Annotated in this window: 20 protein-coding genes and 1 other RNA gene; 7 read left to right on the forward strand and 14 right to left on the reverse strand. The window is 67.1% G+C overall.

Going from position 1 to position 15,381, the window contains the following annotated elements; genetic code table 11:
• The first annotated feature begins 111 nt into the window (after window positions 1–111).
• Window positions 112–711 (forward strand): hypothetical protein, encoded by a 600-nt coding sequence (locus tag CSC76_RS06690; RefSeq protein ID WP_162109277.1) that lies wholly within the window; start codon window positions 112–114, stop codon window positions 709–711.
• Between the two features lie 299 nt (window positions 712–1,010).
• Here CSC76_RS06690 and CSC76_RS06695 read toward each other — a convergent pair whose 3' ends face one another.
• From CSC76_RS06695 to smpB, 12 genes are all read right to left on the reverse strand, one after another.
• The gene (locus CSC76_RS06695; RefSeq protein WP_162109278.1) at window positions 1,011–2,390 is read right to left on the reverse strand and encodes an AAA family ATPase; all 1,380 of its coding nucleotides are present in this window, start codon (window positions 2,388–2,390) and stop codon (window positions 1,011–1,013) included.
• Window positions 2,391–2,845: 455 nt separating this feature from the next.
• On the reverse strand, window positions 2,846–3,076 hold the full coding sequence (locus tag CSC76_RS06700) for a hypothetical protein (protein WP_162109279.1): 231 nt from the start codon (window positions 3,074–3,076) through the stop codon (window positions 2,846–2,848).
• Window positions 3,073–3,498 (reverse strand): hypothetical protein, encoded by a 426-nt coding sequence (locus CSC76_RS06705; RefSeq protein ID WP_162109280.1) that lies wholly within the window; start codon window positions 3,496–3,498, stop codon window positions 3,073–3,075. Before CSC76_RS06705 ends, CSC76_RS06700 begins: the two co-directional genes overlap by 4 nt.
• Window positions 3,495–3,740 carry a helix-turn-helix transcriptional regulator gene (locus CSC76_RS06710; RefSeq protein WP_162109281.1) on the reverse strand — a complete coding sequence of 82 codons (246 nt, stop codon included), beginning with the start codon at window positions 3,738–3,740 and terminating at the stop codon, window positions 3,495–3,497. The genes CSC76_RS06705 and CSC76_RS06710 overlap by 4 nt, the downstream gene beginning before the upstream one ends.
• An 84-nt stretch (window positions 3,741–3,824) precedes the next feature.
• Window positions 3,825–4,511 (reverse strand): hypothetical protein, encoded by a 687-nt coding sequence (locus tag CSC76_RS06715; protein ID WP_162109282.1) that lies wholly within the window; start codon window positions 4,509–4,511, stop codon window positions 3,825–3,827.
• Between the two features lie 2 nt (window positions 4,512–4,513).
• Window positions 4,514–4,723, reverse strand: a complete 210-nt coding sequence (locus CSC76_RS06720; RefSeq protein ID WP_162109283.1) for a hypothetical protein — start codon at window positions 4,721–4,723, stop codon at window positions 4,514–4,516.
• A gap of 2 nt (window positions 4,724–4,725) precedes the next feature.
• Entirely contained in the window at window positions 4,726–5,121 is a 396-nt protein-coding gene (locus tag CSC76_RS06725; protein ID WP_162109284.1) for a hypothetical protein, read from the reverse strand.
• Window positions 5,121–5,297, reverse strand: a complete 177-nt coding sequence (locus tag CSC76_RS06730) for a hypothetical protein (protein ID WP_162109285.1) — start codon at window positions 5,295–5,297, stop codon at window positions 5,121–5,123. The genes CSC76_RS06725 and CSC76_RS06730 overlap by 1 nt, the downstream gene beginning before the upstream one ends.
• A 91-nt stretch (window positions 5,298–5,388) precedes the next feature.
• Entirely contained in the window at window positions 5,389–5,619 is a 231-nt protein-coding gene (locus CSC76_RS06735; protein WP_162109286.1) for a hypothetical protein, read from the reverse strand.
• A gap of 66 nt (window positions 5,620–5,685) precedes the next feature.
• Window positions 5,686–6,921: a tyrosine-type recombinase/integrase gene (locus CSC76_RS06740; protein ID WP_162109287.1), complete on the reverse strand. Its 1,236-nt coding sequence runs from the start codon at window positions 6,919–6,921 to the stop codon at window positions 5,686–5,688.
• Window positions 6,922–7,101: 180 nt separating this feature from the next.
• Window positions 7,102–7,455, reverse strand: a transfer-messenger RNA (tmRNA) gene (gene ssrA, locus CSC76_RS06745).
• A gap of 225 nt (window positions 7,456–7,680) precedes the next feature.
• Window positions 7,681–8,169 (reverse strand): SsrA-binding protein SmpB, encoded by a 489-nt coding sequence (smpB, locus tag CSC76_RS06750; protein ID WP_162109288.1) that lies wholly within the window; start codon window positions 8,167–8,169, stop codon window positions 7,681–7,683.
• Window positions 8,170–8,210: 41 nt separating this feature from the next.
• Here smpB and CSC76_RS06755 point away from each other — a divergent pair, with 41 nt between their 5' ends.
• Together CSC76_RS06755 and CSC76_RS06760 are read left to right on the forward strand one after the other, a co-directional pair.
• Window positions 8,211–8,639 (forward strand): type II toxin-antitoxin system RatA family toxin, encoded by a 429-nt coding sequence (locus CSC76_RS06755; RefSeq protein WP_162109289.1) that lies wholly within the window; start codon window positions 8,211–8,213, stop codon window positions 8,637–8,639.
• Window position 8,640: 1 nt separating this feature from the next.
• Entirely contained in the window at window positions 8,641–8,889 is a 249-nt protein-coding gene (locus tag CSC76_RS06760) for an RnfH family protein (RefSeq protein WP_162109290.1), read from the forward strand.
• A 15-nt stretch (window positions 8,890–8,904) separates the two neighbouring features.
• On the opposite strand, the gene CSC76_RS06765 is transcribed toward CSC76_RS06760, so the two are convergent.
• The gene (locus CSC76_RS06765; RefSeq protein ID WP_162109291.1) at window positions 8,905–9,297 is read right to left on the reverse strand and encodes an outer membrane protein assembly factor BamE; all 393 of its coding nucleotides are present in this window, start codon (window positions 9,295–9,297) and stop codon (window positions 8,905–8,907) included.
• A gap of 103 nt (window positions 9,298–9,400) precedes the next feature.
• On the opposite strand from CSC76_RS06765, the gene fur reads away from it, so the two are divergent.
• Window positions 9,401–9,805, forward strand: coding sequence for a ferric iron uptake transcriptional regulator (gene fur / locus CSC76_RS06770; protein ID WP_162109292.1), 405 nt, complete (start codon window positions 9,401–9,403; stop codon window positions 9,803–9,805).
• Between the two features lie 107 nt (window positions 9,806–9,912).
• On the opposite strand, the gene recN is transcribed toward fur, so the two are convergent.
• Complete coding sequence (gene recN, locus CSC76_RS06775) at window positions 9,913–11,580, reverse strand: DNA repair protein RecN (RefSeq protein ID WP_162109293.1); 1,668 nt, start codon at window positions 11,578–11,580, stop codon at window positions 9,913–9,915.
• Between the two features lie 87 nt (window positions 11,581–11,667).
• Between recN and hrcA the strand changes: the two genes are divergently transcribed.
• The 3 genes from hrcA to dnaK all read left to right on the forward strand — a co-directional run bounded on the left by hrcA (window position 11,668) and on the right by dnaK (window position 15,310).
• On the forward strand, window positions 11,668–12,717 hold the full coding sequence (gene hrcA / locus CSC76_RS06780) for a heat-inducible transcriptional repressor HrcA (protein ID WP_162109294.1): 1,050 nt from the start codon (window positions 11,668–11,670) through the stop codon (window positions 12,715–12,717).
• Between the two features lie 41 nt (window positions 12,718–12,758).
• Window positions 12,759–13,280 carry a nucleotide exchange factor GrpE gene (gene grpE, locus CSC76_RS06785; RefSeq protein WP_162109295.1) on the forward strand — a complete coding sequence of 174 codons (522 nt, stop codon included), beginning with the start codon at window positions 12,759–12,761 and terminating at the stop codon, window positions 13,278–13,280.
• 110 nt (window positions 13,281–13,390) lie between these two features.
• Window positions 13,391–15,310, forward strand: a complete 1,920-nt coding sequence (gene dnaK, locus CSC76_RS06790; RefSeq protein WP_162109296.1) for a molecular chaperone DnaK — start codon at window positions 13,391–13,393, stop codon at window positions 15,308–15,310.
• Window positions 15,311–15,381: the final 71 nt, after the last annotated feature.

Raw genomic sequence — 15,381 nt, forward strand, 5'->3', positions numbered from 1 at the left:
TTCCCGTCTCCTGTGGTCTCCCGCCTCCATGGTGAGGGGGTGCCGGCGACGGCATTGATTGAGGTGGCAGCGGCCCCTCACCATGGAGGCGGGAGACCACAGGAGACGGGAATGCTCAGGAAGCTGGCTCAACACGCACCGGTCGTAACGCTGTTCATGGCCGGCACGATCGCGGGATTCATGGCCGGAATGGCCATTGGGGCTCAAGCGCCTAGCGCCGGGCCCGCGGGCTCGGATATCGCCGCACTGCTGGGAGCTCTGGCCGGCGCCGCGATCACGGTAATGGGCGCTGTTTGGGTAGCTGACCATCGCGCGGACAAGGAGCGCGACCGCCTGCGCCTGATCCTGGTGGAAGGACTGCGACGCCTGCAGCACCAGGCTGCGCTTCCGTTCGAGCAGGTCACCACATCCGCTGCTGGGAGACTCCGGGCACGCGCGGTGTTCAATCGCTGGCAGTACCTGGCGGCTTTCAGCCCGTACCGTGAACTGGATGCCTTCGACCAGATCCACGCCATGGCCGAGGTCGATGCCTGCTGTAGGTCGCTGGCGGCCCATCTGGACGAGCCGCGCGATCAGGTCAACGGCGGCGGTACGAGCGCAATCGTCGCCGCGCTGGCTGTGCGGCGGGGGGCAGGATCTCCCAGCGTGGTCCAAGAGGCGTGCGAGGAGATCGTCCGTCGGTGCGACGACGCACTGAAGGCGCTCTCGTAGACGGCGCAAAGTCGGCCCCCAAACGCGCGCGTGCGCGCGAGAGACATTCAACGGGGGCAGGCAGGCAGTTTCCCGCCGATCTGACTCACTCGACGAAAATCCCCACACCCCTATAAAGACCGTCGTTGAGTCAGTCGAGTCACTGGACACAGAGGGAAAACGGTTAGGAGTCGCCATACGACGACGACCTCCTACCTCGATTTCCTTCCCGTAGTGGCTTTGGACTGGAAGCGTCGAGTCACCGTCGAGTGGAAACCCTTGTGCTGCCTGCGTTTTGCTGCTGACTCGACGGTCCATTTTCAGAACTCCGTCGAGTCGTTGAGGTGGTAGACGATCGCTGGATCCTTCCGACGCTCGACCTTCTCCTCGCGCGAGACCAGCAGGCCGTCGCGAACTGCGTCCTGCAGGTACTGCGTGCCCCAAGTCGGCGACTTGCCAGCGGCGACTGACACGGCGCGCGCGGTGGCCTGCTTGCCGTCCTCGGTCAGCTTCGCCACGACACGCACGACCTGGCTCACCAGCGCGCGGCGCCCCTCGTCCTTGGCCTCCTGGCGCATCTCGGCGCGGCGGCCGCGGATGACCTCGTGCAGCTTGCGCCAGCGTTTGCCGGCCAGATCGGAAGGCGCGTTGTGCTCCGCCAATGCTGGACCGTACGCGGTGGCATGCCAGCGGAAGAACACGGGCGGCGGGTCCTGGCACTTCGAGCTGTCCAGGCAGACCAGGCCGGCCAGCCGCTCCGACATTCCCGGGGCCACCGCGCGCCGCAGGACCGTCCGGGCGTCGCCGTCGGCGAACGGCTCGTCTTCCGATCCCAGGTTGACCAGCAGGAAGCACTGGCGGGCGTTGGCCACCAGCGACGTGGCGCCGCGGATGTCGGCGGTGCTGATCGTCAGGTCGGGGAGGTTGTTGGCGGCGGCCTGGCTCGTGTGGTGGATCAGCACAGCAGCGACCGAAAGCTCGCGGGCGATCCGCTGCAGCGCCGCGATCAGCGCACGGTGGCCCCGGTTGTCCTCGTCCGCGTCTGTCAGCGTCGAGGCGGTCTCGAAGAAGACCAAGCCGGGCCGGCGCTTTCCGTCGCTGAGCTTTGCCAGCGCCGCGATCAGGCTGTCGACCATGATGGTCGGCACCGGACTGCGCTCGTGCAGGGTGATCAGTTGGCGGATGTCGCGCAGCTCCGGCGCTTCCAGGTCAGGGACACGGATCCGGGCGATGGCTGTCGCCGCATCGCCGGCGGTCATCCGCGCCGTCTGGGCGCGCAGCTTGCGGGCGAACTGCTTACGGCTGTCTTCGGCGCTGTACACGACCACGTCGGTGCCATGGCGTGGCGCGCAACCTGCGACCGTGCGTCCGAGGGCATAGGCGATCGCCAGCGCCACGAGCGTGCTGGTCTTGCCTTCGCGGCCCGGAGAGCCGATCACCGTCACTTCGCCGACGGGGAATAGGCCGGTGCCGTCGCCCTCGAACGCATGCGGGTCAGGCAGCTCGGCGAGCGCGAGGTCTTCTTCGGACAGCGGCGTCAGGTGGTGGGCCAGGCTGTCGGCGAGGGAGGGCTTTCGCACGCTCTGCAGCGCGCGCACGGGCTCGCCAGGGGATCCGAACTCGGCCGCCAGCGCCTCGTCGCGCTCGTCCGCATTGGACAGCGCCTGCTCGGCTCGCTGCTCCAGCGTGGCCCGGCTCATTTCCGCACCTCGGGCGCCACGGCGGGCGAGGTCTGAGGATCTGCTGGACCTCGTCGATTCGATCGATGGCGAGTTTCAGCCGCGCCGTGTCGTCGGACGACAGTGCGATCCCCTGCGAGACGTCTGCTGCCGAGAACCAGACGACCTTCGACTCCAGGCAGAGTGCGTCGAGCGCGGCGCCCCACTGGGACTCGCGCGCTGCGCGCTGTCGCCGCCGGCGGTCTTCCGGCGTGTCTGCTGCCAGACGTTCGGGAAACAGATCGCCGAGGGTCAGTCCTGCCGCTTGGACGATAGCCGCAGCGTCGCACCCTGCGAAGCAGTGCAAGAGCACGCGGCCATCATCCAAATCGCTGACCGCCAGCTTCCGGCTCCGACTCGTCTTGCTGCAGGCCGGGCAGCAGGCCCGCCAGCCGCGGCCGCTGCGCTGTACGCCGTCCAGGCGCTCGAGGATGGTCTCAGCCGGCATGCGCGGCATCCCTCCGCAGCAGGGCTTCGCGAAGCCGCAGGACAGCGCGGTGCGCCCCCAGCAGATTGGCCGCCATGGCCTCTGCACGCTCGACCGTGGGGTCGTCGCTGAGCGCGGCCATCTGGGCTTGAATCGCGTCGCCGACCTCGGCCAGTGCCCGGGCCTGCTGCTCGGCACTGGGCTGGTAGAGTGCCGCGTAGATCTGCAGTGCCGGGTTCAATGGACACCGCCCGACGCGCGCTCGTCGAGCACCATGTTGAGGCTGGCGCGCAGGCGATCCAAGAACAGCTGCGCATGCGTCACCGAGACGGCCAGGTCACGTGTGCATGCGGCCGGACCTGCTGCCTCGGACGCCCGCAACTGGCAGAGGATTGTCTCGAGTTCCTGGCAGAGGAAGTGGCGAAAGCTGACCACGTCGTGCACGGGCTCGACGCGAAGCGCTGGAGGAATCGAGCGCTCGAAGAGGGGGCATTCGGCTTGAATCGCGCTCGGAGGCATGAGCCGGCTGGACAGCCGTACGATGGCCCCGAATGCGTCTAGGTCTGGCTGGACGCCGGCGGCCTGAGCCTGTGCAAGCACCGCGTTCGCCGCCTTCAGCAGAAGCAGTCCATCCCGAACCCTCCAATCGGCCGGCGCGCTCACGACTGCGGCTCCGCGGCCTCGACCGGCGTTGCAGCAGCAATCGTCCGCTGGATCAGGGCGTCGATGTCCGACCCCTTCCAGACGACCACGCCAGGGCTCAGGCGGATCGGCTTCGGGAACTTGCCGGCGCGGACGCCTTTCAGCCAGTAGGACTTGGAGACGGGGAAGATCGCGGGAATGCCGCGCTTGCGGTCGCCGACGATATCCGTAACACGATAGAACTGCTCGGGAGGGGTAGGCATAAAACGGCGATATGTTGTGAGGCCGTTTCCAACAATATGCCTAGTTTTGGGTGCCTCCAAACAGATCTGGGGGGAGAAAGGCGACTATTTTTCCTCCAGATTTTCAGGGGGCTTATCGAAGCGGCCCTCTGCTGCTCGCTGCTTCATCCAGGCGGAGGCTCGGATCTTCTTCAGCTCGACTCTTACGTCCCGCTCTGAGATCCCCGGGGGTATGTGCCACAGCTTGCTTCCGTCATCGTCGACTTGGCTATGGATCCACTCGAGGATTTCGCCCGCTGGAGGGTAGACAGAGGCGACGCGCTCTCCGCGCTCCGCTCGCTCGATGCTTACCTGGGTCCAGGCGTACAGGAAAAACTGAGCGAGACGGTGGTCCTTCTGTCGGCCGGGACGCCTTCTCCGTTCGCACGCGGCTTGCACGTAGTGACCGAGCCAACTGTTCTTGCTCACACTTGTTTGCAGGGCTGCGCTCCTTCCGATCTCGCCGCTGAGAATCGTCACCAGCTCGCCCAGCCTCGTCGTGTTGTTCTCGCCAGCGAGATACTCGGAGAGGTACTTGTCTAGTCGAGCGGTTAGCGCATCACGCGCCTCCTGCACAGGGTCTCGAGCAGGCGGCGCTCCAGCATCTCCTGCGAACTTCAGTCCAGCGCCTACGCCACCTAGGAGCGTGAGGCGCTCGGGTGGAACATCACTGTGCTTCGATACCTGCTTGGCGTCTTCAGCACGAGCCCATGCAATAAAGCGTCGACGTTTCGCAAACGATGCGCTGCTCACCTTCAGTCCTCGGCCGGTACTGACTTCGCCATGCGCAGTGCGGCGCGCCACCGATAGGCCGTCGCGCGGTGCATGCCCAGGTCCTGCATTAGCTGCTGCACAGTCGGAACCTGGCCGCGGCATCGATCAGCGATCCGCACGGCGGTCACAAGTTTCAGGTTCGCTTGATACGGATGCGGGTAGCCAGCGGCGAGAGTGAATCGCTCCTTCATGGTCAGCTCCTCCCCCAGACGCGTTCAACTGGCGCCACGCAGTCAGAGAGCACCTCGAACTGCTCCTCGATCTCCGGGTCATCGATTTCCGTGATCGCCTGCTGGATTCGCTTCAGCGCGATCTCAGCGCCGCGTCGCTGTTCGTCCTGCTGGTCGAGCAGTCGGTTCACCAGTCCCAACACGAAACGGACGTCGTCTTGCGCGTCGCTGCCTCCTGGCCAGCCGAGTCGGTCGACTAGGTCGGCCAACCCCTTCCGAACCTCATGCGCCGGCACGCCTTTCCCTTCGCCATCGCGGGCGCGCCAACGCGGTGTGGCTGCCTTGCGAAGCGCGCGCAGATCCACGTCGATGAACTCGCCGCCGTCATCGAACCGCCCCACGGTCAGCTGGCCGTCCATCACAGCACCTCCTGGCCGCGCAGGATGCCGGCCTCAGGGACCACCGCACGAATGCGCTTCAGGAGCTTGCGGGCTTGCAGGCGGGTCTGCCGCTCGGGGCCGAGTGGAAATCCGCTCACCACGCCGCCATCGGGCATCTGCAGGGTGACGCACACTCGATACGTACGGCGACCCACGCGCTGACCAGGTACGCGTCGCAACGGGCGCGGAGTGCCGGCCACACGGCGCCGGAAGGGTAGGGCAACGGGAGTGCCAGGGAGGAGGATTTCAGCGCGCATGGGACACCTCGCTGCGCGCCTGCACGATCTGGCTGACACGGGACAGCATGTCCGACAGTGCCCAGCAGGCGCTCGGCAACGTCTCTCTGTCGTCGATGTGATTGCCGCCGGCGTGGATCAGCTCGACGATCGCGCGCGACTGGCTCAGTAGGCGCGTGGCCTCGGTGACCAGCGGGTCGGGGAGGTGCGTGCGGGTAGCGGGTACACTTGCGATTGCCATGGTCGTTCTCCTTCGGAACGGTTGTGGAAGGCGGGCCGGGTGCTCGTAACACCCGGTTCCGCCGCATTACCGGCTCGTGCCGGATCTCTTGGGGAAGGGCAGCACGTTGCTCTGGTCGCGCAGCCCGTCGATGTAGTCGGCCCAGTCTTGCATCATCTTCGTGCGTGCCTCGAGGTGCGCAGTTCTGTTGTACGCGCGGCCGTTCGGGTCCTTCACCGCATGCGCCAGCTGATGCTCGATGTAGTCCGGACGCACACCCAGCACCTCGTCCAGGATCGTCCGCGCCATCGCGCGGAAACCGTGGCCGCTCATCTCGTCACGGTCGAATCCCATGCGGCGCAACGCGGCCAGGATCGTGTTGTCGCTCATCGGACGGCTTCGCGATCGCACGCCCGGGAACACGTACTTCCCACGACCGGTCAGCGGCTCGATCTCGCGCAGGATGCTCACGACCTGGCGCGACAACGGGACCAAGTGCGCGACCCGCATCTTCATCTTGTCCGCTGGGATGTTCCATTCGGCGGCGTCGAGATCAAGTTCAGCCCATTCCATCGAGCGCAGCTCGCCAGGGCGCTGGAACACATACGGCGCGATCTGCAGCGCGCACTTCGTGACGAAGGAGCCCTGATAGCTGTCGATCGCGCGCATGAGTTCGCCCACGCGCGCCGGCTCGGTGATGGCTGCCAGATGCGTCTGCTTCACAGGAGGTAGGGCACCGCGCAAGTCAGCGGCCGGGTTCCTGTCGGCACGGCCGGTCGCGATGGCGTAGCGGAACACCTGACCCATGTTCTGCAGGATGCGGTGCGCGGTCTCGACAGCACCGCGGTCGACCACGCGATTCAGCACGGCCAGCAGTTCGCGGGCGCCGATCTCAGCGACGGGCTTTCCGCCCACCCACGGGAAGACGTCGTTCTGCAGCCGCAGCAGGATCTTCGTGGAGTGGGCCGGCACCCAGACGGCGCTCTGCTTCTCCAGCCACTCGCGCGCGACGACCTCGAAGCTGTTGGCTGCCCGCTCCTGGCCGGAGGCCTTCGCCGCCTTCCGCTGCTCGCCCGGGTCAGCGCCGGCGGCCAGCAGGCGACGCGCTTCGTCGCGCTTCGCTCGTGCGTCCGCGAGACCGGTGTCGGGGTAGGTGCCCAGGCTCAGGGTGTTCCGCTTTCCGGTGACCGGGCGGCGGTAGTCCCAGCGCCACCAGCGCGCGCCGTCCGGGCGCAGAAGCAGATACAGACCTTGTCCGTCGGTGAGCTTCACCGGCTTGTCGGAGGGCTTGGCCTTGCGGATGGCGGTGTCGGTCAGGGGCATCGTGCGGTAGTCCTTGCTGACGGTAACCGGTCGGCGACCGGCCCCGTTCCCGCTAAACCTACCGACAGTTACCGCGAGCTTGCAATACCACCCATGACACCCATGGAGACACAAAAAAGGCCGGAAGCCTTGATTTCATTGGGCTTTCCGACCTGATTTGTACTGCATTACACAGTGAAATGGTGGAGGTGGGCGGAATTGAACCGCCGTCCGAAGGCACTCCATCCCCGGTACTACATGCTTATCCCGCCGTTGAGTCTCGTCCTGCAGCAGCACGGTGGGCCAAGCGCACCGCAGAACCAGCCTGTTTTGGGTTAACCGGGTGCTGACAGGCAACCACTCCCGGCGATTCCGTGATGATGACCTTACGCTGCGAGCACGGACACAAGCAGTTTCAGGGCTTACGCCTTAAGCGGCGAGAGCGTAGTTGTCGTCGTTGGCAACTAGAGTTTTGCCGCTGGATTTACGAGGAAAGCTGCCCCCTCGGCATGCACCAGGAAACTTTGCAACCCCCGTCGAAGCCAGTGCACCCCCGGGAGTCAGAAACTTCCTGACAAGGGCAAGTGTAGGGGCGGGCACCCCGCTTCACAAGGCACCGCTGCCAGCGCGTTCAGGCTTGAGGTCCGCAGAGCAGTCCTGATATGCCCCCTTAGTAAGGGGGCGAATTCGCGCGTCAGCGCGAATGGGGGATCGGCAGCGCGCGTCGGGGCCCGAGATTTGCGAAGCAAATCTTGGGGGCTTCATCGCGAAGCGATGGAGCTACGCGTCCTTGTTGTGCTGGCGCATGACGCGCGACTTCTCGCGGGCCCAGTCGCGGTCCTTCTCGCTGGCGCGCTTGTCGTGGGTCTGCTTGCCCTTGGCCAGCGCCAGCTCGGCCTTCACCTTGTTGCCCTTCCAGTACAGCGACGTGGGCACCAGTGTGTAGCCGTCGCGCTCGACCTTGCCGATCAGGCTGTCGATCTCGTTCCGATGCAGCAGCAGCTTGCGCGTGCGGCGATCGTCGGCGACCACGTGGGTGGAGGCCTGGATCAGCGGCGTGATCTGCGCGCCGAACAGGAACAGCTCGCCATGCCGGATCACCGCGTAGGCCTCGGTGATGTTGGCGCGGCCGGCACGGATGGCCTTCAGCTCCCAGCCCTGCAGGGCGATGCCCGCTTCGTATCGCTGCTCAAGGTGGTACTCGTGCCGGGCGCGCTTGTTCAGCGCGATCGTGCCTGTTGCTTTATTCTTGTCGGGTTTCTTTGCCATCCGTCCTATTGTCGCCGAAGGCGGAACCCCACGCGAGCCACATGCATACGATCCGCCGCAGCGCCCGGGTCGAACCCTCGGCCACCCGGATGTTCGACCTGGTCAACGATGTGGCCGCGTACCCGCGCCGCTTCGACTGGTGCAGCGCCGCCGAGCTGATCGAACAGGGGGAAGCGCGGCTGGTGGCGCGGCTGGACCTGGGCCTGGGCTCGCTGCGCACCTGGTTCACCACCGAAAACGCCCTGGACCGGCCCCACCGGATCGACATGAACCTGGTCGACGGCCCGTTCCGCAAGCTGCACGGGCGCTGGGATTTCCATGCCCTGGACGAATCGGCCTGCAAGGTGACCCTGACCCTGGAGTTCGAACCCTCCAGCCGCCTGCTGGGCCCGGCGATGGCCCTGGGCTTCCAGGGATTGGCCGACCGGATGGTGGACGACTTCGTGCGCGCCGCCGACCGCGGGGAATGACGTGCGGGTGGACGTGATCCGCGCCTGGCCACACCGGTTCGAATCGGTGGGGCTGGATCTGCCGGCGGGCGCCACCGTCGGCGACGCGCTGGCGGCCAGCGGTTTCGTCGATGCCGGCCATCCGGCGGTGGCGGTCCATGGCGTCATCGCCACGCCGGACACGCCATTAAACGAAAACGACCGCGTGGAAGTGCTGCGGCCGTTGCTGATCGATCCGAAGGAGGCGCGCCGGCGGCGTGCGCTCAGGTAAGAGAAGAGCCGCGCCTCAGCGGCGGCGACCCTTTTTCTTTTCCTTGGCCAGGTTGGGGCCGAACTTGCGCACGTCGCGCGACAGCTGCAGGTCGGCTTCGGGGAAATATTCGCCCTCCCAGCTGGCCAGCGTGTCGCCGTTGAACACCAGCGTGAGGTTCTTGATCTCGGTGGTGCCGCGCCGGTTGGTGCGGTTGCTGGCCGTGTAGTCCCAGCGGTCGGCGTGGAACGGATCGGCGATCGACGGGCTGCCCAGCAGCGACTGCACCTGCTGCTTGCTCTGGCCCACCTGCAACTGGTCCACGGCCGTCTTCTCGATCAGGTTGCCCTGGTAGATCGGCTGCTTGTAGAGGATGCCGCAGCCAGCGGTGGCGGAAGCGAGGACGGCAACCAGCAGGAATTTGCGCATTGGGACAGGTACGGTGGGAAACCGGGCCGATGATACACTTCCGCGGACCGCCGCAACCGAGCTTCAGGCAGCTGGCGCTAAACCGAGAGTGAACGGAGACGCCATGGAATCGCAGGATCTACGCAAAGTCGGCCTCAAGGTCACCCACCCGCGGATGCGCATCCTGGAGCTGCTGGAGCAGAAGAGCGCCCAGCACCACCTGAGCGCGGAAGACATCTACAGGCAGCTGCTGGAGCACGGCGACGAGATCGGACTGGCGACGGTCTATCGCGTGCTGACCCAGTTCGAGGCGGCCGGGCTGGTGCTCAAGCACAACTTCGAAGGCGGCCAGGCGGTCTACGAGCTGGACCGTGGCGGCCACCACGACCACATGGTGGACGTGGACACCGGCAAGATCATCGAGTTCGAGAGCAGCGAGATCGAGAAGCTGCAGCGGGAGATCGCCGCCAAGCACGGCTACGAGCTGGAAGAACACTCGCTGGTGCTGTACGTGCGCAAGAAGCGCTGAGGACCGGCAGTTCGCCTTTCAAGGACGCGGGAGCGACGTCAGTCGCGAAGCCGCACCGGTAGAGCCTCATCGCGACTTGCGTCACTTCCGCAGCGGCAGCAGGGGAGTCAGACCGCGTTGGCGAGCAGCCGCTTCGCGGCCGCGTGGGCTTCCTTGCTGACTTCCACGCCGCCCAGCATGCGGGCCAGTTCCTCTTCCCGCTGCTTCGCGCCGAGCTTTTCGACCGCGCTCTGGGTCATCCCCTCGACCGGCGCCTTGCTGACCCGGTAGTGCGCGTGCCCCTGTGCGGCGACCTGGGGCAGGTGGGTGACGCACAACACCTGCCGCTGGGCGCCCAGGGCGCGCAGCTTCTGGCCGACGATCTCGGCCACGGCGCCGCCGATGCCGGTGTCCACTTCGTCGAACACCATGGTGGGCACCGCGTCCAGCCCCAGCGCCGCCACCTCGATGGCCAGCGAAATGCGCGCCAGCTCGCCGCCGGAGGCGACCTTGCGCAGCGCGCGTGGCGGCTGGCCCGCGTTGGCCGATACCAGGAACTCGACGCGTTCGGCCCCCGTCGGGTCGGGGCGCTCACCGTCCTGCGGCTCCAGCAGGATCTCGAAACGCCCACCGCCCATGCCCAGCTCGGCGATCAGGGCGGTGGTGGTATCGCCCAGGGCGCGGGCGGCACGCTGGCGGGTGCGGCTGAGCGCGCCCGCCGCATCGCGCCATTGCTGGCGGGCGGCGCCGATCTCGTCGTTGAGCTTCAGCAGGCGTTCGCCGGCGCCACGTAGACCGTCCAGTTCGGCGGCCAATCGGTCGTGCTGCTCCTGCAGGCCCTCCAGCGGCACCCGGTGCTTGCGCGCCAGGTCGTGCACACGGGCGAGCTTGCGCTCCAGGGCGTCGAACTGCAGGGGCTCGCCGTCCAGGTCGTCGCGGACCTGGCCCAAGAGGGACAGGGCTTCCTCGATCTGGATGGCGGCGCCGTCGAGCAGGCCGTCGACATCGCGCAGGCGCGGTTCGTGCTCGGCCTGGCGGGCAAGATCGGCCCGCACCTGCTGCAGCTGGCGGGTCAGGGACGGCGTGTCGTCGCCGGCGAGCTGCCCCAGTGCGGCGTCGCAGGCCTGGATCAGGCCGGTGGCATGGGCCTGGCGGCGGTGGCTGGCGACCAGCTGTTCGAGCGCGGCGGGCGACAGGTCTTCGCGCTGCAGCTCCGCCAGCTGGTGTTCCAGATAGTTGATGCGGTCGGAGACGTCGCCCTGGCCCGAGAGCTGCTCGCGCTGCTGGAGCAGGGCCGACCACGCGCGGGCCGCGTCGCGCACCCGGGCGCGTTCGGCGTCGTTGCGGGCGAATGCATCCAGCAGATCGAGCTGGCTGTTGCGCGCCAGCAGCGCCTGGTGCTCGTGCTGCCCGTGGATCTCCACCAGGCGGCCGGCCAGCTCGGCCAGCTGCGACAGCGTCACGCTGCGCCCGTTGATCCAGGCGCGGGACCCGCCGTCGGCACGGATGACGCGGCGCAGCTGGCACTGGCCCTCATCGTCCAGTTCGTTGTCGGCCAGCCAGGCCTGGGCGGGCGAGCCCGAAGGGGCGGAAAACTCGGCAGACAGTTCCGCGCGCTCGGCGCCATGGCGGACCACGCCGCTGTCGGCACGCAGACCCGACAGGAAACCCAAGGCATCGACGAGCAGCGACTTGCCGGCGCCGGTTTCACCCGAGATGACCGTCATGCCCTCGCCGAACTCGAGTTCGGCGGCACGGACGACGGCGAAGTCCTTGATGGCGAGATGTCTGAGCATGCGGCGGATTGTAAGCGGAGCCGGCGCAAGTTCTGAGACGGACGGGCATGGCTTGCAAAGCCGCGGGGACGACGTTATCTAGCGGGCATGAAATCCCCGTCGCCCTCGCTGGACCCCCGTGCCCGCCAGTTGCTGCGCACGCTGATCTCGCGCTACATCCGCGACGGCGAACCGGTGGGTTCGCAGACCCTGGCCCGCCATGCCGGGCTGGAAGTCAGTCCGGCCACCATCCGCAACATCCTGTCGGAACTGGAAGAGGTGGGGCTGCTCAGTTCCCCGCATACCTCCGCCGGGCGCATTCCCACCGCCCAGGGTTACCGGGTGTTCGTCGACAGTCTGGTGCAGGTGAAGTCGCTGGGCGAGGGCGAAGTGGCGCGCCTGCGCGCCGAGCTTCCCAGCGGTGCGGGAACCCAGGCCCTGCTGGGCAATGCGTCCGAGCTGCTGTCGGCGATGACCCATTTCGTGGGCGTGGTCAGCGTGCCGCGACGCGAGCAGTTCGCCTTCCGCTACATCGATTTCGTGCCGCTCGATGGGCAGCGGGTGATGGCCATCCTGGTGTTCGCCGACAACGACGTGCAGAACCGGGTCATCGAGACCCGCCGTCCGTACGAGCGCGCCGAACTGGAGCGCATCGCCAACTACCTCAACGCCCAGTTCGCCGGCCGATCGCTGGCGGACATCCGTGCCAGCCTGCTGCGCGACCTGCGCCGGGCGCAGACCGAGATGGAGGGCCTGCTGGCCGAATCCATCGAACTGGCGGAGCAGGCGCTGACGCCGCCCAACGACGATGTGGTGCTGGCTGGGCAGACCCGGCTGATGGGCGTGCAGGAGCTGGCCGACCTGGAGCGGCTGCGCGACCTCTTCGAAGCCTTCGCCCGCAAGCGAGAAATCCTGCAGCTGCTGGAACGCACGATCCGCGCGCCCGGCGTACGCATCTTCATCGGCGAGGACACCGGGCTGGCGCCACACGACGGGGTGTCCGTGGTGACCGCGCCGTACATGGCGGCCGGGCAGGTGCTGGGGGTGCTGGGCGTCATCGGGCCCACGCGGATGGCGTACGACCGGGTCATTCCGGTGGTGCAGGCGGCGGCCGATGTGCTGGGCGCGGCCTTGAATCCCGACGCGCCGGCCCCATAGGTTCCCGGTTGGGCGGCAGGACCCGCCGCCAGGGAACCGAAATGAACGAACAGCACGAACACGATGCCACCCCGGGCCAGGCGCCCGAATCCCCCGACACCGACGCCGCCCTGCTGGCCGAGCTGGAAACCCTGCGCAACGAGCTGGACCAGCTGCGGGCGACCACGCTGCTGGAGCGCGCCGATCTGGAGAACCAGCGCAAGCGCGTGGCACGCGACATCGAGCAGGCCCGCAAGTTCGCCAACGAGCGCCTGCTGGGCGACCTGCTGCCGGTGTTCGACAGCCTGGACGCCGGCCTGGCCGCCGCCGGCAGCGAGCCCAGCCCCCTGCGGGACGGACTTGAGCTCACCTTCAAGCAGTTGCTGAAGGTCGCCGGCGACAACGGCCTGAGCCTGCTCGACCCGGCCGGCGAGGCTTTCAACCCCGAACACCACCAGGCCATCAGCCAGGCCGATGCGCCCGACGCGGCACCCGGCACCGTGGTGCAGGTGTTCCAGAAGGGCTATGTGCTCAACGGCCGCCTGCTGCGTCCCGCCCTGGTGGTGGTGGCCAAGCACGACTGAACGACACGCGGGTGGCGCTTGAACGGCGCCATCGCATCCCTATATCGGGACCATCCACCCGGCCGATCGCCGGGTCCAACATCAGAATTTGCTAGGGAGCGAAATCCATCATGGGCAAGATCATCGGCATCGACCTGGGCACGACCAATTCGTGCGTGGCGATCATGGACGGCGGCAAGGCCCGCGTCATCGAGAACTCGGAAGGCGACCGCACCACCCCCTCCATCGTGGCCTACACGAAGGACGGTGAAGTGCTGGTCGGTGCCTCGGCCAAGCGCCAGGCCGTCACCAACCCGAAGAACACCTTCTACGCGGTGAAGCGCCTGATCGGCCGCAAGTTCACCGACGCCGAAGTGAAGAAGGACCTGGACCTGGTGCCCTACGGCATCATCGCGCACGACAATGGCGACGCCTGGGTGCAGACCAGCGACGGCAAGAAGATGGCGCCGCAGGAAATCTCCGCGCGCGTACTGGAGAAGATGAAGAAGACGGCCGAAGCCTTCCTGGGCGAGACCGTCACCGAAGCCGTCATCACCGTGCCGGCCTACTTCAACGACAGCCAGCGCCAGGCCACCAAGGACGCCGGCAAGATCGCAGGCCTGGACGTCAAGCGCATCATCAACGAGCCGACCGCGGCCGCGCTGGCTTACGGGCTGGACAAGGGTGACGGCGGCGCCGACCGCAAGATCGTCGTCTACGACCTGGGCGGCGGCACGTTCGACGTATCCATCATCGAGATCGCCAACGTCGATGGCGAGAAGCAGTTCGAGGTGCTGGCCACCAATGGCGACACCTTCCTGGGCGGCGAGGACTTCGACAAGCGCGTCATCGACTACCTCGTCGAGGAGTTCCAGAAGGACCAGGGCATCGACCTGCGCAAGGACCCGCTGGCCCTGCAGCGTCTGAAGGACGCCGCCGAGCGCGCCAAGATCGAGCTGTCCAGCTCGCAGCAGACCGAAGTGAACCTGCCGTACGTCACCGCCGACGCCTCGGGCCCGAAGCACCTCAACATCAAGCTGACCCGCGCCAAGCTGGAAGCGCTGGTCGAAGACCTGGTTAAGAAGACGATCGAGCCGTGCCGCATCGCGCTGAACGACGCCGGCCTGCGCGCCAGCGACATCGGCGAAGTCATCCTCGTCGGCGGCCAGACCCGCATGCCGAAGGTGCAGCAGGCGGTGGCCGAGTTCTTCGGCAAGGAGCCGCGCAAGGACGTCAACCCCGATGAGGCCGTGGCGCTGGGCGCCGCGATCCAGGGCGGCGTGCTGGCCGGCGACGTCAAGGACGTGCTGCTGCTCGACGTGACCCCGCTGTCGCTGGGCATCGAGACCCTGGGCGGCGTGTTCACCAAGATCATCGAGAAGAACACCACCATCCCGACCAAGGCCTCGCAGACCTTCTCCACCGCCGAGGACAACCAGTCCGCGGTGACGGTGCACGTGCTGCAGGGCGAGCGCGAACAGGCCCGCTTCAACAAGTCGCTGGCCAAGTTCGACCTGGCGGGCATCGAGCCGGCGCCGCGCGGCATGCCGCAGGTGGAGGTGTCCTTCGACATCGACGCCAACGGCATCCTGCACGTGTCGGCCAAGGACAAGAAGACCAACAAGGAACAGAAGGTCGAGATCAAGGCCGGTTCGGGCCTGTCCGAGGACGAGATCAACCGGATGGTCGCCGATGCCGAGGCGCACCGCGAGGAAGACAAGAAGTTCCAGGAGCTGGTGCAGGCGCGCAACCACGCCGACGGCCTGATCCACGCCACCCGCAGCGCCATCACCGAGCACGGCAGCAAGGTGCCGGGCGACGTGATCGGCCGCGTCGAATCGGCCATCGCGGATCTGGAAACCGCGATGAAGGGCGACGAGAAGGCGCAGATCGAGGCCAAGGCCAAGGCGCTGGAGGAGGCCGGGCAGTCCCTGTATGCGGCGGCCGCGTCGGGCGACCAGTCCGGTGCGGGTCCGGCGGGCGGTGGTGCGGCCCCGGCCGACGACGTCGTCGACGCCGAGTTCACCGAAGTCAAGGACGACAAGAAGTAATCCCGGCCCACGGGATGCGGCGAACGGGAGACGTGGCCTGCCACGGCCTCCCGTTTTGCCATCCGGCGACC

This window comes from Pseudoxanthomonas mexicana (genome assembly GCF_010093385.1).
GTDB classification, from domain to species: Bacteria; Pseudomonadota; Gammaproteobacteria; order Xanthomonadales; family Xanthomonadaceae; genus Pseudoxanthomonas_A; species Pseudoxanthomonas_A mexicana.